We start from the raw sequence: 14,120 nt of genomic DNA on the forward strand, positions 1-14,120 counted from the left end.
GCAGTAACCCCACGGTCATGAGCAAAACCATCCCAGACCGCCCGCGCCGCAACTTTTACGGTCGCATCAAGGGTAAGACCCTGAAACCGAACCAGCGGGCCTATCTGGACGAGGACCTGACGCCCCTGTCGCCCGGCCCGGTGAGCTGGCAGGACAACCCCGCGCGCGCACCACTGGATCTCGACGCGCTCTTTGGCGGGCGCGAGACATGGCTCGAGATCGGGTTCGGCGGCGGCGAGCATCTGGTGCATCAGGCGGCCTCGAACCCCGGCATCGGCATCATCGGCGCGGAACCCTTCATAAACGGGGTGGCGATGCTGTTGGGCAAGATCCGCGCAGCGGGCGCCGACAATGTGCGGGTTCATCCGGGCGATGTGCGCGACCTCTTCGATGTACTGCCGCCGCAGAGCATCTCGCGCGCTTTCCTGCTCTATCCTGATCCCTGGCCCAAGAAACGGCATCACCGCCGCCGGTTCGTGACGCCGGACCATCTGGAACCGCTGGCGCGGGTGCTGAAACCGGGCGCAATCTTTCGCGTGGCCACCGACATCCCCGACTATGTCCGCCAGACGCTGGAGGAAGTGCCGCGCGCCGGGTTCGAATGGCTGGCCGAAGCGCCCGCCGACTGGCGTTTGCCCTGGGGTGACTGGATCTCGACCCGCTATGAGCAAAAGGCGCTGCGCGAGGGTCGGGTGCCGCATTACCTGACCTTTCGCCGGTTGCAGGGCTGAGGCAGGGGGCGCTGCCCCCCGCGCCTGCGGCGCTCCCCCCGGAGTATTTCCCGCGGAATGAAGAGGCAGGGCCGCGCGCCTCTTCCTGCTGGACCCTGACCGGGCAATTGGGTAATCGGCAAGGGGAGTTTTTCCGAAGGAGCGCGCATGTCCGGACACGGCACCCCCATCCCGATGACCTCGTATCCCTGTGGCCCGCTCAGCGGTGTGGCCGAGGTGCCGGGCGACAAGTCGATCTCGCACCGGGCGCTGATCCTGGGCGCGATGGCGGTGGGCGAGACCCGTATCACCGGCCTGCTCGAAGGCGAGGACGTGTTGGACACCGCCAAGGCGATGCGCGCCTTTGGCGCTGAAGTGACGCGGCATGCCGATGGCTCGTGGTCGGTGCACGGGGTTGGCGTGGGCGGCTTTGCCGAGCCGGATCAGGTGATCGATTGCGGCAATTCGGGCACCGGTGTGCGGCTGATCATGGGGGCGATGGCAACCTCACCCATCGCCGCGACCTTTACCGGCGATGCCAGCCTGAACAAGCGCCCGATGGCGCGGGTCACCGATCCTTTGGCGCTGTTTGGGGCGCGTTCGGTGGGCCGCAAAGGCGGTCGCCTGCCGATGACCATCGTGGGCGCCGCCGATCCGGTGCCGGTGCGCTATGTGGTGCCGGTGCCCTCGGCCCAGGTGAAGTCGGCGGTGCTGCTGGCCGGGCTCAACGCGCCGGGTCAGACCGTGGTGATCGAGAAGGAAGCCACCCGCGACCATTCCGAGCGGATGCTGGCGGGCTTTGGCGCCGAAGTGACGGTCGAGGATACCGATGAAGGCCGCGTCATTACTCTGACCGGACGGCCCGAGCTGCAACCGCAGGTGATCGCGGTGCCGCGCGATCCCTCCAGCGCTGCCTTTCCGGTCTGCGCCGCGCTGATTACCCCCGACTCGGACGTGCTGGTGCCCGGCATCGGGCTGAACCCGACGCGGGCGGGGCTTTTCACCACGCTGCGCGAGATGGGCGCCGACCTGACCTATGAGAACGAACGTACCGAAGGGGGAGAGCCGGTGGCCGACCTGCGCGCACGCTATTCGCCCGACATGAAGGGCATCACCGTGCCGCCCGAGCGCGCGGCCAGCATGATCGACGAGTACCCGGTCCTGTCGGTGGTGGCCGCCAACGCCCAAGGCGTGACCATGATGGGCGGGGTCAAGGAACTGCGCGTCAAGGAAAGCGACCGCATCGACGCGATGGCGCGCGGGCTGCGCGCCAATGGTGTCACGGTCGAAGAGGGCGCCGACTGGTGGGCGGTACATGGTCTGGGCATCGGCAAGGTGCCGGGCGGCGGCACTTGCGAGAGCTTCCTGGATCATCGCATCGCCATGTCCTTCATGGTGATGGGCATGGGGGCGGTTGCGCCGGTCTCGGTCGACGATGGCAGCCCGATTGCCACCTCTTTCCCGATCTTTGAGCCGCTGATGGGCGGGCTGGGCGCCAAGGTCGAACGGACATGACCTTTACCGTGGCCATTGACGGGCCTGCGGCTGCGGGCAAGGGCACGATCTCAAAAGCTGTGGCCGCGCATTTTGGCTTCGCCCATCTCGATACCGGGCTTCTCTATCGCGCGGTCGGGCGCCGCACGCTGGACGGCGAGGCGGCCGAGGCCGCCGCCCGCGCCCTGCGCCCCGAGGATCTGGAACGCGATGATCTGCGCACCGCCCAAGTGGCACAGGCCGCCAGCAAGGTGGCGGCCATCCCCGAGGTGCGCGCGGCGCTGCTCGATTTTCAGCGCGCCTTTGCCCGCCGGGCGGGCGGCGCGGTGCTGGATGGGCGCGATATCGGCACGGTGATCTGTCCCGAGGCCGAGGTGAAGCTGTTTGTCACTGCCAGCGCCGAGGTGCGCGCCGAACGCCGCTATCTGGAGCTGACGGCCAAGGGGCACGACACCACGCGCGAGGCGGTTCTGGCCGATGTGCGCGAACGGGACGCCCGCGATGCGGACCGTGCCACCGCGCCGATGAAACCGGCCGAAGATGCGGTGTTGCTGGACACCAGCGCGATGGACATTCCGGCGGCCCTGTCCGCCGCGATTGCCGAGGTCGCGCGCAAGGTATCCAACCGGGGCTGATCCGTCACCCACCCGTGATTCGAAGGTTGCCCGGAAAAGGGTTACGCTGGTTCACCCGAACCGGAGAACCCTGATGACACGATGGCTCACCCTCTGCCTTGTGGCCCTGACCCTGCCCGCCACCGCGCAAGAGGCCGAGGCGCCGATGACCTATGAGCGGCTGGGCCGCATCGTCTTTGCCCTTGACCCCGAGGCCGAGCCGCAGGGGCCGGGTTTCACGATGCGGATCGGGGGTGTTTCCATCCTTGTCGTGACCGACCAGGATGCCGACCGGATGCGGGCCATGTCGCCGATCCGCCCCGCCGAGGGGCTGACCCAGGCCGATCTGGAACGCATGATGCAGGCCAATTTCGACAGTGCGCTGGATGCCCGCTATGCCATTGCCAACGGGACCTTGTGGAGTGTGTTCATCCACGCCCTGTCGCCGCTGGAGCGGGACGAGTTCATTTCGGGGCTGGGTCAGGTGGCGAATGTGGCGCAGAGCTATGGCACGCTCTATTCCGGCGGGGCGCTGCAATATGGCGGCGGCGACAGCGGCGGCTTGCAGCGGCAACTGATCGACGAGCTTCTGAAGAAGGGCGAAGACCTTTAGAGCGCCCCGGCCAACCCCGCGACAAGCACGCCCAGGTAGTTGCCCACCGCATAGCCCAGAATGGCAATGGCTATGCCGGGCACCAAGAGAGCCCGGTTGCGCAGCGCGCCGCAGATCACCGGGATGAACGGCACCGACATGATCGCCGCGCCCGAGGCCACCAGATAGGTATCGCGGTCGATTCCGCACAGGCGGCAGAGCAGCGCGTGCAGCACCATCGCTCCGAGCAGGATAAAGGCGAAATAGCCGCCAAGCGCCCGGTTCATCCCGGTCAGAACCGACAGGTCCAGCAGGGTGGCCGAACTGAGGCAGAAGATCAGGATCAGATACATGCCAAGGTGAAAGCTGGTCGGGCTGGCATGCAGCCGGGGCACAAACGCGCCCAGCAGGCCGAATGTGGTGATCAGGAGGATGGTGGCGGTGCCGGACCACGCCTGTGGCAGCAGGCCGGCCAGCGCGACGGCAATCCCGACACAAAATGCGGCGGCGCCAAACGCGAGCGCCGAGCCCACCAGTCCCGACCGCTCGATCAGCCGCGCATATCCACGCGCGCTGTCATCGGCGATATGCGACGAGTCGGCGTCATGATCGTTTTGGGCCTGGGGCACAAAGGGTGGCAGGATCATCCCGGCCAGCCGCTGGCCCACCAGCACGATGACCAGCATGTAGCCGATGGAAAACACGATGTCATAGGTCACCATGGTCAGAAACAGCGCGTCGCTGGCCCCGGTCGCGCTCTTGATCGCGCCCATGTTGACCCCACTGCCGGTATAGGCGCCCACCGCCATGCCAGCGACCTGCGGCAGGTCCGCGACCCGGCCCTGAAACAGCAGCACCCCCAGCAGGCTGGCCACACAGACCGAGACCAGCGACAGCGCCATGGCCAGCCCGGCGCCGCGCGCCTCGGTCAGGGCGCGGCGCAGGTTGGCGGCAAACAGGATCAGCGGCAGGGCCAGCGCCACGCTCACCTCTTGCAGGGTCGTCTGGATCCCGGCGAAGGCGCTCAGATCCAGGCTCAGCGCCAGGGCAAAACCGGTGGCAAAGGTCAGCGGCACCACGCCAATCCGGTCCAGCGCCGTTATCCGCGCCGCCAGCCAGATGATCAGCGCAGGGAGTATCAGCAGGATCAGGGTGAACAGCATCGGCGTCTCCTAATGTGTCTCGTGCCAGACCGGCCACCAATCGGTAATCGCGGTACCGTCGAACACGGCGATATCGCCGAATTGCAGGAACAGCGCCTCGCTCTGACGCGGGCGGAAAAACAGGAAATCACCGGGTTTCAGAGCGCTGCTTGCAGGCAGGTCGTACATTTCCTGATTGCTGGAATGCCCGAACAGGGGGGATCGCCGCGCGCCTGCCGGGTGGCACGGATCGGCCAGCCAATTGCCGCCATAGATGAAACAGGCTCGTTGCGGCGAGCGGCCCAGCAGACGCAACACCCGGCTCAGCCCACGCGCCATCGGGATATCGGGCCGTTCCACGGTTTTCAGCACCGGCGTGGCGATAAAGGCCGCCGGTTGCAGCGCCTTCAGCGCGGGCAGGTCGAAATCGGTCGGCTTGACCAGGGCCGAGGCCAGCGCCACCTCGGTCTCCGCCCCGCTCCCGTCATAGAGCATGAAGGTCGTGCTGCCGCCGGTGTTAAAGATCAGCTTGGCGGCGGCCTCTGGCCCCAGCGTCTGGACCGCCAGCACATGAAACCGGGCATAGGCCGTCCGCGCCGCACGCAACGCGCGCGCCGGGCTGGCGATCAGGCGGGGCAGGCGGGCGATATGCGGCTCGTACCCCATCAGCCCGGTCAGGTGCAGGTTCGGATCGTCGCGCAGGCGGGTCAGGGCTGCAGTGAACTCCCCGGAACGGTCCAGCGAGAAGCCGCCCCGATGCAGCCCGATATCGACCTCCAGACAGATGCGCAGGGCACGACCCGACTGGGCGGCGAGCGCGGCATATTCCGCCAGCCGGTCCGGGCTGTCGATCAGCCAGTGCACTTGGGCGTCCAATGCGGGCGATACGCCACCCACGGCCCCCACCGGCATCGGTTTGCCGAGCAGGATATCGGCCTCGGGAAACGCCATTGCTGCCTGCTGGACAAAAGGCAGGTGAAAGCTCATCAGCCGGTTCGTCTCCAACCCGGCCATCACCAGCCGCAGCAGGTCCGGCGCGGGCAGCGATTTCTCGACCACGCGCAGCGCCAGACTGGGCGCTGTCATCCGGCGCACCGCCGCGATATTGGCCGCCAGGCGTTCGCTATCCACCACCAGCGTCGGCAGGTGTCGCCCCGCCGCGATCAAGGCCGCCTGAAGCCGCTGGAAATAGGCCTCAGACATCCCCGGCCCCGAACAGCGCGGCGGTATGGGGGTTGAGGAACTTGCCCGCCGGATCAAGCCGCGCGCGCAATGCGGCAAACCGGTCGAAATCGGGATAGAGCGCCGCCAGATCGGGGGCCGTCAGCGCATGCAGCTTGCCCCAATGCGGCCGCCCGCCATATGCGCGCAGGATCGGCTCGACCGTGCCAAACAGCATATCCAGCGGCTCTGACGCCAGCTTGTGCACCGCGACCGAGACCCGCGTTCCGTCGTTGAAGGGCGACAGCCACGCATCGTCCTGCCCGGTGAACCGCACCTCCATCGGGAAAAAGCTCTCCTTGCGCGATTCCAGTGCCGCCACCACCGCGCGCACCGCCTCTTGCGCGCTTTGCTCGGGCAGGTGGTATTCCATCTCGTTCATCCGGGTGGCACGGGCGGTTGAGAGCAGCTTCCAGTATTCGTCGGTCGTATCCTCCAGCACCCCGTCGGCGGGCACCTCCAGCGCCACATAGGCGCCGAACGCGCGGCGCCGCAGCCAGGGCCACCAGCCCAGGATATCGCGCAGATCCTTGAGCGTGGCGATCCAGTCCTCGTCCTCGCTGGGCACCCGCCCGGCGATCTCTCCCTCAAACAAGTCATGGGTGATCACTGCCGCATAGCCCAGATTGGGCAACACGTAGAATTCGAAATTGCGATGCGCGGCGGCCAGATCGTGCATTTGGGCAATCGCCTCAACGGTGGGCAGGATGAACAACTTGCGGTTCAGCGCATAGCTGGGCACCAGTTTCAGCGTATAGCGGGTGATCACCCCCAGCGTGCCCAGCGACACCCGGCCCGCGTCGAAAAGATCCGGGTCGCTGTTGCGGGTCACGTCGCGGATGGTGCCTTCGGCGGTGATCAGGCGGAACCCTGTGATACAGCCATGCAAGGCCTGCAATCCGCGCCCGGTGCCATGGGTAGCGGTGCTGAACGACCCGGCCAGCGTCTGCACGTCGATATCGGGCAGGTTGGCAAAGCCCAGGCCGTGTTCTGCGGCCAGCATTGCCGCCTGCCGCAGGCGGGTCCCGGCCCCGAATGTCGCCATACCCGCCGCCGCATCGACCGAGATCAACCCCGACAGTCGCCCGGTATCCAGGATCATGTCCTCGCAAGGCACCAGCGCGGAAAAGGAATGGCCCGATCCCACCGGGCGAATGCGACCCGGCCATGCGGCGATGCGGGATGCCAGTTCCTCTTCCGAACCGGCGGAGTAGATCTGTTCCGGCGTGGCCACCTGATAGCCCGACCAGTTGCGCCAGATCTGGCGGCCCGGCGGGGCAGGGGGGATGTCGGGGCTGTAACCGGGCCGGGTGAAATCGCGGCTCAGCCAATGGGCCTGCATCGCCGCTGGCACCGCCAGCCCGGCCAGCGCGCCATAGCCCAGCAATTTGCGCCGTGTCAGTGTCATTGCTGCCCCTCCCCCGACATGAAGGCTATCAGCGCCGAGAGCTGTTCGTCCGAACAATCGAGGCAGAGGCCCATCGCGGGCATGTTCCCGAACCCGTTGCGCGCCGATAACAACAGGCCATGGTCCCCGCGCTCCTTTTCCCGCGCAGCCCAGGCAGGAACAAATCCGGTCAAAGGCGCCCGCGCCTCGACCAATGCGTGACAGGCCATGCAGGACCGTTCGTAGATCGCTGCCAGCTCCGGGTCAGCCGGGCGCAGGGTCTCGGCCCGGGCTATATCACCCGCCTCCGGTTCCGGCGGTGCGCCGTCACCGGAGAGCCACCACCAGAGCGCCGCCAGAACCAGCGCCGAGATCAGCAGAATCAGGGCGCGCATCAGCTCTCCTCCGCAGGAGAGCGCCGCAAGTAGAGCGACAGATAGGCATCCAGCGCGCGCACCATCTCTTCGTGATACTGTGCCTCCAGCGCGGGCGTGGCCTGCCGCGCCATCCGGTCCTCCAGCGTCAGGGCAATCTGCACGGCGGTGGTCGCCACCACCTGTGGGTCGCCGCCGGTAAACCCGTCCAGCCCCCGCGCCCAGCGGTCGGCCAGAAAGCCCACCAGTTCCGCATTGTCGTCATCCTCGACGCTCTGCACCCCGCGCAGCGAAGCGAGCAGCAGCAAGAGGCCCCGGTAATAGGGATGTTCGGCCATGAACACGCGGATCCCCTCCAGCGTGCGCCGGATGCGCAGCACCAGATCGGGCTCGCTCTCGGTGGCGGCAATCGTTTCCATGAAATGGTGGCGCAGGTCGCCCGCCGCGCGGGCCGACAGCTCGTCCAGCAGATCGCGCAGGGTGGGAAAGTAGCGATAGATCGAGCTGACGGGCACACCCGCGCGCTCGGCAATCAGCGAGGTGTTCAAATCGCCCGGCGGCCGCTCGGCCAACAGCGCGGCGGCGGCGTCCAGTATATCGGCAACCCGCTGGCGCGCGCGGGCCTGTTTCGGCGTCGCGCGGGTATGCATCGGGGTGTCGGTTTCAGATGAAGCCATGGCTCCGCTCTCCTCTCAATAGAAAGCGGAAACTTTTTCCGAAAAATTTTCAACTTCTTTCGCGCCTGACGTGGCGGCAATCGAGCGGCAGGTGCGCGTCAGGCGAAATGGATCGAAACCGCGCCAAAGGGGCCGAAATCGGCCTCGATCCGGGTGCCGGGCGGGCATTCGACCGGGCGGATGAAACTGCCCGACAGCACGATATGCCCCGGTTCGATGCCTTGCCCGTATTGCGCCATGCGGCGGGCCAGCCAGACCACGCTTTCTACCGGATCGTTCAGCACGCCGGCGCCCAGCCCGGTTTCCTCGATCTCGCCGTTGCGAAAGGTCAGCGCGCCGACCCAGCGCAAATCGAACGCGTCTGGCGCATGGCGCTGCGCCCCCAGCACCACGCCCGCATTGGCCGCATTGTCGCTGATCGTGTCGCAGACATTGCGCGCGCGTCCCGTGTCGGGATCGACCCGCAGGATGCGGGTGTCGAGGATTTCCAGCGACGGGGCGACATAGTCGGTGGCCGCCAGCACATCGGCCCGCGTCACCTCAGCCCCGCCCAAAGGCGCCTTCATCACAAAGGCGATCTCGGCCTCGACGCGGGGCTGGATGAACCGCCCCTTGGGCACCGTTGCCCCATCGTCAAACGCCATGTCGTCAAACAGGATGCCGCTGTCGGGAATGTCGATATTGAGCGCATATTGCATCGCTTTCGAGGTCAGCCCGATCTTCCACCCGATCACGTGGCGCCCGGCGCTCTGCTTATGCGCCGCCAACGCCTGCTGGATGGCATAAGCGTCGTCCATGTCCATGCCGGGATAGGCCAGCGACAACAGCCCGATCTGGCGGCCCGTCGCCTCGGCCTCGATCAGCCGCGCGGCGGCATCGGCATGTTCCTCGGGCGTCATGCCTCGTCCTCCACCCCGTTGACCAGCGTGCCGACCCCCGTCACCTCGACCTCGACCACGTCGCCGGGTTTCAGGTAGCGCGGCGGGTCGAACCGCGCGCCCGCGCCGGTGGGGGTGCCGGTGACGATGATGTCGCCGGGGTTCAACGTGGTGAAGGTCGAGATATAGGCGATTTCCTCGCGCACGGAAAAGATCATGTTGGCCAGCTCATCGTCCTGCCGCACCTCGCCATTGACCCGGGTGGTGATCCGCGCCGCGTCAATCTGTGCGGGATGGGTGAAGGGTACGATCCACGGCCCGATGGCGCCGGAGCGATCCCAGTTCTTGCCTTGTGTCACGTTGAACTTGGCATGCCGCACCCAGTCGCGAATGGTGCCCTCGTTGCAGACGCTCAGCCCCGCGATATGGTCATAGGCATCATCGGCCTTGATGCGCCGGCCCCCCTTGCCGATCACCACCGCCATTTCACCCTCGTAATCCAGCGTGTGGTTTTCGGGCGGGCGGATCAGCGGCAGGCCATGGCCGACAAAGCTCGACGCGAAACGCGGAAACAGCGACATGTATTTTGGCGCGGCGCTGCCATCCTTGTATTCCGCATTGCGGTCAGGAAAGTTGACGCCGACACAGATGATCTTGCCCGGGTTGGGGATCGGCGGCAGATAGATGAAGTCGCTATGTGTCACCGCACGGCCCATCGCCGCCTTGGCCAGAGCGTGCAGCGCCCCCGCCGCGATCACCGCGCGCAGGTCGGGCCAGTGCGGGAAATCGGGCGACAGGGCCACGAACCCCTCGTCGCGGATGATGCCGTAAAGCTCCTGCCCGTCGGCGGCAATGGTGGCGAACTTCATGCTGTTCCTCTCGTCTGGCCCGGAAATCAAACCGGGAAAATCACGTTGGTCTGACCGGTGCCGGAGGAGGGGAAATACTCGGTCACCACCTCACACGGCTTGTCATAGCTGTCCCAGCCAAGCGCACCGTACAGCATGGCGGTATCGTGCATCGACCCCTCGCCGCAGCAGAAGCGCGCATAATCGCCCAGCATCTTGAGGAAAGTCGCGTGATCGCCGCGCTTCCACATCTCCAGCACATGCAGGTCCATCTGCCGGTTGAACTCGGAACTGATGGTAAAGGTGCCGTTGTTGGCGGCGTAATCCTTGTTGGGCCAGATCTTGTGGGACAGCGAGCCGGAGGCCACCAGCAACACCTTGCTGTCAGACGCCTCGACCGCAGCGCGGATCGCCTCGCCCACGATGCGGCTTTCGTCATGGTCATGCACGGTGCACCAGGCGGCGACCGAGACCACCTTCATCCGGTGTTCCCGGCTCATGAACCGCATCGGCACCAGCGTGCCGTATTCCAGTTCCAGACTGTCCAGATGGTGCGCCAGCGTATAGGCGCCGCGCGCGCTGGCCTCCTTGGCGATGGCATCGCCCAGGCCTGGATTACCCTCATACTCATAGGGCATGTTCTGGATGAATTGCGGAAACTCGTTCGAGGTGAACAGCCCCTGAAACCGGTTGTTGGCGTTGATGTGGAACCCTGCATTGATCACCCAATGGGTGTCGCAGATCACAACGGTATCGGCGCCAAGCGCGCGGGCGCGGCGGGCGATCTCCAGATGCCCGTCGATGGCCGGCTGGCGCTTGCCCTTCACTGGCCCCTCCTGCTCCGACATCAGCATGGTCGGAACATGGGTGCATTTGGCGGCAAGGACGATCTCTCCCATTTCTCTCCTCCGTCACGGGATGGTCGCGCGTTTCCCGGTGAGTGGTTCAGGCGCCGAGGCGCTGGATCTTGTGCTGGCCGGTGGCAAAGCCGATGTGCTTCTGCTCCATGTAGAATTCAAACGACCAGTCGCCGCCGTCGCGGCCGATGCCGCTGGCCTTGACCCCGCCAAAGGGGGTGGGCAGGTGGCGCACGTTTTCCGAGTTCACCCAGATCATTCCGGCCTCCAGCTTGTCGGTAAAGCGCAGCGCGCGTGTCAGGTCATTGGTCCAGAGATAGCCGGTCAGCCCATAGGGCGTGTCATTGGCGATTTGCAGCGCCTCTTCTTCCGTTGAGAAGGGGATCGAGGTCAGCACCGGGCCGAAAATCTCCTCGCGCGCGATGCGCATCTCATTATGCGCGCAGGTAAACAGGGTGGGGCGCACGAAATAGCCCTGATCGCCCACCACCTCGCCACCCGCCGCAACGGTGGCGCCGTCCTGACGGGCAATGTCGAAATAGCTGGTGACCTTGGCAAAATGCTCCTCGCCGATCAGCGGCCCGATCTCGGTCGCCGGATCCAGCGGATGGCCCACCTTGATGTTGTTCACCCGCTCGACCAGCCGCGCCTCGAACTCTTCGCGGATCGTGTCCTGCACCAGCAAGCGCGAGGACGACGTGCAGCGCTCGCCGTTGATCGAGTAGATCATGAAGATCACCGCATCCAATGCGCGCTCGATATCGGCATCGTCGAACACGATCACCGGGTTCTTGCCGCCCAGTTCCAGGTGCACACGCTTCAGCGTGTCGGCCCCCTGTTTCACGATCATGCTGCCGGTGCGGCTTTCGCCGACAAAGGCCACGGCCTTGATCAGCGGATGTTCGGTCAGCGCCTTGCCCGCATCCTCGCCAAACCCGTTGACCAGGTTCAGCACACCGGGGGGCAGGCCCGCCTCTTCGGCGATCTCGATCAGCAGCCGCGCGCTCAGCGGGCTGAGTTCGGCGGGTTTGTGCACCACCGTGCAACCGGCGGCCAGCGCGGGTGCGATCTTCCAGGTGGACAGCATGAACGGCGTGTTCCACGGCGTGATCACCCCCACCGGGCCGATCGGAACGCGGGTGGTGATGTTCATCAGCGTCGGTGACTTCAGATGCTGGCCATCGCGCGCCTGTATCACCTGATCGGCGAAGTAGCGGAAATTCTCGGCCCCGCGCAGCGCCGCCTTGGACATGAACCGCCAAGCCTGCCCGGTGTCCCAGCATTCGCACAGCGCGATTTCCTCGGCCCGCGCCTCGATACCTTCGGCGATGCGGATCAGGATGGCGCGCCGCTCGGTCGCGGGCATGTCGCGCCAGGCCGGAAAGGCCGCATGGGCGGCCCGCGCCGCCGCGTCCATGTCGGCCGCGTTGCCGCGCGCGACGGAACAGATCACCGACTTGTCCACCGGCGTGGCCGTGTCGAAGGTGCCGCCCGAGCCGGGCAGGTCGCGCCCGCCGATCCGGTTTGCAATGCCGTTTTCGCGAAACCGGGCAAGATGGCTGTCGAGGGCTGCAAGCCGTGTCGAAAGATCGCTCATCCGCGAATACTCCTGCTTTTTCTTTGTTCACATGTTAAGCAAATACCGACACGAGTCAAGCCCGCCGTTCTGCCGCTGCTATCGGGAAACGGGGGAAACGGGCGCTATGGCCTGCGGCAACCTGTTGCAAACCTGTCGCTGCAGCGCAGAAAATTTTCCGTTAGCGCCCCAACCGGGCGCTTTTGACGCCATAAATGACCGAACGGCATTTGCTTTCGGGCGACCACTCCCTTAAAGGTGCCCGCCAGACGGGACGGTTCAAAAATCTGTCGCCTGCGCGGCACCGGAGGCACTCAGGGTTTCCGGGTATTTCTCTGAAAGGTCCCATGCACTATTCAGGGCCCGCCACGGGAATCGGACACGAGAAGAACGTAGCGATCACATGCAGAATTTCAGATTGAAAAAGGGATTGGACCTACCTGTCGCCGGTGCGCCGGAGCAGACCATCCATCCCGGTCCCACCGTCGGCACGGTCGCGGTTCTTGGCCCCGACTATATCGGGCTGAAACCCCGGATGCTGGTGCAAGAGGGCGACGAAGTCCGCCGCGGCACGCCGCTCTTCTGTCACAAGGACGCGCCCGAGGCGATGATCGTCGCCCCGATGACCGGTCGCGTCGCCGCGATCAACCGTGGCGAGCGCCGGGTGTTGCAAAGCGTCGTGATCGAGGTGACCGACGCCGCCGATCCCGGCCTTGACTTTGCCACCACCGGCAATGGCAAGACGCCCGAGGGCCTGACCGAGAAGCTTTGTGCCGCCGGTCTTTGGACCGCCTTCCGTACCCGGCCCTATTCCAAGATGCCCGCACCGGGCAGCAAGCCGGACGCGATCTTTGTCACCGCCATGGATACCGAGCCGCTGGCGGCTGACGCCGCCACCGTCATCGCAGACGCGGGCAGCGCCTTTGCCAGCGGTCTGGCGGCGGTGGCTCTGCTGACCGACGGTCCGACCTGGCTGTGTCACAAGCCGGGCGATGCGATCCAGGGCGGCGATGTGGCGGGCGTATCGGTGGCCACTTTCGACGGGCCGCACCCGGCGGGTCTGGCCGGTACCCATATCCATTTCCTGGCGCCGCTGACGTCGGAGAAATCGGTCTGGACCATCGGGTATCAGGACGTGATCGCCATCGGCCGCCTGCTGGAAACCGGGCATATCGACCCCTCGCTGGTGATCGCGCTCGCCGGTCCCGCCGCCCGCCAGCCGCGCCTGATCCGCACCGTCATGGGCGCCTCGACCGATACGATGACCGCAGGCGAGATCGCCATCGACGCGCCCGTGCGCGTGATCTCCGGCTCGATCCTGACGGGCCGCCACGCCACCGGGCCGTTTGCCTATCTGGGCCGTTTCGCCCGTCAGGTCGCGCTGATCGAAGAGGACCGCAAACAGCATACGATGGGCTGGATCCTGCCGATGCCGTCGAAATACGCGGTGCAGCCGGTGCTGGGCTCGGCCTTCTCGCGCAAGCTCTACCAATTCACCTCGAACCTGAACGGGGGCCGCCGCGCCATGGTGCCTACGGGCACGTTCGAAGAGCTGATGCCGCAGGATTACCTGCCCACCCAGCTCCTGCGCGCGCTTCTGGTGATGGACACCGACACCGCGCAAGCATTGGGCGTGCTGGAGCTGGACGAAGAGGATCTGGGCCTTGTCGGCTTTGCCTGTCCGGCCAAATACGAATACGGGCTGGCCCTGCGCGACAGCCTCTCCAAGATCGAAAAGGAGGGCTGAGCC

The 14,120-nt window shown here is 65.9% G+C and carries 14 protein-coding genes; 5 read left to right on the forward strand and 9 right to left on the reverse strand.

Features of this window, described 5'->3' with window-relative positions; translation table 11 throughout:
* Nucleotides 1-17: 17 nt before the first annotated feature.
* The 4 genes from trmB (at nucleotide 18) to OE747_RS12090 (ending at nucleotide 3,431) form a co-directional block, all read left to right on the forward strand.
* The gene (trmB, locus tag OE747_RS12075; RefSeq protein WP_263828848.1) at nucleotides 18-731 is read left to right on the forward strand and encodes a tRNA (guanine(46)-N(7))-methyltransferase TrmB; all 714 of its coding nucleotides are present in this window, start codon (nucleotides 18-20) and stop codon (nucleotides 729-731) included.
* A gap of 147 nt (nucleotides 732-878) precedes the next feature.
* Nucleotides 879-2,225 carry a 3-phosphoshikimate 1-carboxyvinyltransferase gene (gene aroA / locus OE747_RS12080; protein ID WP_263828849.1) on the forward strand — a complete coding sequence of 449 codons (1,347 nt, stop codon included), beginning with the start codon at nucleotides 879-881 and terminating at the stop codon, nucleotides 2,223-2,225.
* Nucleotides 2,222-2,839 (forward strand): (d)CMP kinase, encoded by a 618-nt coding sequence (locus tag OE747_RS12085; RefSeq protein ID WP_263828850.1) that lies wholly within the window; start codon nucleotides 2,222-2,224, stop codon nucleotides 2,837-2,839. Before aroA ends, OE747_RS12085 begins: the two co-directional genes overlap by 4 nt.
* A gap of 73 nt (nucleotides 2,840-2,912) precedes the next feature.
* The gene (locus tag OE747_RS12090) at nucleotides 2,913-3,431 is read left to right on the forward strand and encodes a YbjN domain-containing protein (RefSeq protein WP_263828851.1); all 519 of its coding nucleotides are present in this window, start codon (nucleotides 2,913-2,915) and stop codon (nucleotides 3,429-3,431) included.
* Here the strand turns inward: OE747_RS12090 and OE747_RS12095 are convergent.
* The 9 genes from OE747_RS12095 to hpaE all read right to left on the reverse strand — a co-directional run bounded on the left by OE747_RS12095 (nucleotide 3,428) and on the right by hpaE (nucleotide 12,391).
* Nucleotides 3,428-4,573 carry a DUF819 family protein gene (locus OE747_RS12095; protein WP_263828852.1) on the reverse strand — a complete coding sequence of 382 codons (1,146 nt, stop codon included), beginning with the start codon at nucleotides 4,571-4,573 and terminating at the stop codon, nucleotides 3,428-3,430. The genes OE747_RS12090 and OE747_RS12095 overlap by 4 nt on opposite strands.
* A gap of 9 nt (nucleotides 4,574-4,582) precedes the next feature.
* Nucleotides 4,583-5,755 (reverse strand): DSD1 family PLP-dependent enzyme, encoded by a 1,173-nt coding sequence (locus OE747_RS12100; RefSeq protein ID WP_263828853.1) that lies wholly within the window; start codon nucleotides 5,753-5,755, stop codon nucleotides 4,583-4,585.
* Nucleotides 5,748-7,181, reverse strand: a complete 1,434-nt coding sequence (locus tag OE747_RS12105; RefSeq protein ID WP_263828854.1) for a D-arabinono-1,4-lactone oxidase — start codon at nucleotides 7,179-7,181, stop codon at nucleotides 5,748-5,750. Before OE747_RS12105 ends, OE747_RS12100 begins: the two co-directional genes overlap by 8 nt.
* Nucleotides 7,178-7,555: a c-type cytochrome gene (locus tag OE747_RS12110; protein WP_263828855.1), complete on the reverse strand. Its 378-nt coding sequence runs from the start codon at nucleotides 7,553-7,555 to the stop codon at nucleotides 7,178-7,180. Before OE747_RS12110 ends, OE747_RS12105 begins: the two co-directional genes overlap by 4 nt.
* Nucleotides 7,555-8,211: a TetR/AcrR family transcriptional regulator gene (locus OE747_RS12115; protein ID WP_234176895.1), complete on the reverse strand. Its 657-nt coding sequence runs from the start codon at nucleotides 8,209-8,211 to the stop codon at nucleotides 7,555-7,557. Before OE747_RS12115 ends, OE747_RS12110 begins: the two co-directional genes overlap by 1 nt.
* Nucleotides 8,212-8,309: 98 nt before the next feature.
* Nucleotides 8,310-9,110 carry a 2-oxo-hept-4-ene-1,7-dioate hydratase gene (gene hpaH, locus OE747_RS12120; RefSeq protein ID WP_263828856.1) on the reverse strand — a complete coding sequence of 267 codons (801 nt, stop codon included), beginning with the start codon at nucleotides 9,108-9,110 and terminating at the stop codon, nucleotides 8,310-8,312.
* Entirely contained in the window at nucleotides 9,107-9,958 is an 852-nt protein-coding gene (locus OE747_RS12125; protein WP_263828857.1) for a fumarylacetoacetate hydrolase family protein, read from the reverse strand. Before OE747_RS12125 ends, hpaH begins: the two co-directional genes overlap by 4 nt.
* 26 nt (nucleotides 9,959-9,984) lie before the next feature.
* The gene (gene hpaD / locus OE747_RS12130) at nucleotides 9,985-10,836 is read right to left on the reverse strand and encodes a 3,4-dihydroxyphenylacetate 2,3-dioxygenase (protein WP_263828858.1); all 852 of its coding nucleotides are present in this window, start codon (nucleotides 10,834-10,836) and stop codon (nucleotides 9,985-9,987) included.
* A 46-nt stretch (nucleotides 10,837-10,882) separates the two neighbouring features.
* Nucleotides 10,883-12,391 carry a 5-carboxymethyl-2-hydroxymuconate semialdehyde dehydrogenase gene (gene hpaE / locus OE747_RS12135; RefSeq protein ID WP_263828859.1) on the reverse strand — a complete coding sequence of 503 codons (1,509 nt, stop codon included), beginning with the start codon at nucleotides 12,389-12,391 and terminating at the stop codon, nucleotides 10,883-10,885.
* A gap of 382 nt (nucleotides 12,392-12,773) precedes the next feature.
* Between hpaE and OE747_RS12140 the strand changes: the two genes are divergently transcribed.
* On the forward strand, nucleotides 12,774-14,117 hold the full coding sequence (locus tag OE747_RS12140) for a Na(+)-translocating NADH-quinone reductase subunit A (protein ID WP_263828860.1): 1,344 nt from the start codon (nucleotides 12,774-12,776) through the stop codon (nucleotides 14,115-14,117).
* Nucleotides 14,118-14,120 lie beyond the last annotated feature (3 nt).

Source organism: Ruegeria aquimaris (assembly GCF_025751555.1).
Classification (GTDB): domain Bacteria; phylum Pseudomonadota; class Alphaproteobacteria; order Rhodobacterales; family Rhodobacteraceae; genus Ruegeria_B; species Ruegeria_B aquimaris.

Bases quoted from the DNA above. Each gene is read 5' to 3' on its own strand.
- OE747_RS12085 (WP_263828850.1), top strand. From the start codon at position 2,222: ATGACCTTTACCGTGGCCATTGACGGGCCTGCGGCTGCGGGCAAGGGC.
- trmB (WP_263828848.1), top strand. From the start codon at position 18: ATGAGCAAAACCATCCCAGACCGCCCGCGCCGCAACTTTTACGGTCGC.
- OE747_RS12100 (WP_263828853.1), bottom strand. From the start codon at position 5,755: ATGTCTGAGGCCTATTTCCAGCGGCTTCAGGCGGCCTTGATCGCGGCG.
- hpaH (WP_263828856.1), bottom strand. From the start codon at position 9,110: ATGACGCCCGAGGAACATGCCGATGCCGCCGCGCGGCTGATCGAGGCC.
- OE747_RS12140 (WP_263828860.1), top strand. From the start codon at position 12,774: ATGCAGAATTTCAGATTGAAAAAGGGATTGGACCTACCTGTCGCCGGT.
- hpaD (WP_263828858.1), bottom strand. From the start codon at position 10,836: ATGGGAGAGATCGTCCTTGCCGCCAAATGCACCCATGTTCCGACCATG.
- OE747_RS12125 (WP_263828857.1), bottom strand. From the start codon at position 9,958: ATGAAGTTCGCCACCATTGCCGCCGACGGGCAGGAGCTTTACGGCATC.
- OE747_RS12095 (WP_263828852.1), bottom strand. From the start codon at position 4,573: ATGCTGTTCACCCTGATCCTGCTGATACTCCCTGCGCTGATCATCTGG.
- aroA (WP_263828849.1), top strand. From the start codon at position 879: ATGTCCGGACACGGCACCCCCATCCCGATGACCTCGTATCCCTGTGGC.
- hpaE (WP_263828859.1), bottom strand. From the start codon at position 12,391: ATGAGCGATCTTTCGACACGGCTTGCAGCCCTCGACAGCCATCTTGCC.
- OE747_RS12110 (WP_263828855.1), bottom strand. From the start codon at position 7,555: ATGCGCGCCCTGATTCTGCTGATCTCGGCGCTGGTTCTGGCGGCGCTC.
- OE747_RS12115 (WP_234176895.1), bottom strand. From the start codon at position 8,211: ATGGCTTCATCTGAAACCGACACCCCGATGCATACCCGCGCGACGCCG.
- OE747_RS12090 (WP_263828851.1), top strand. From the start codon at position 2,913: ATGACACGATGGCTCACCCTCTGCCTTGTGGCCCTGACCCTGCCCGCC.
- OE747_RS12105 (WP_263828854.1), bottom strand. From the start codon at position 7,181: ATGACACTGACACGGCGCAAATTGCTGGGCTATGGCGCGCTGGCCGGG.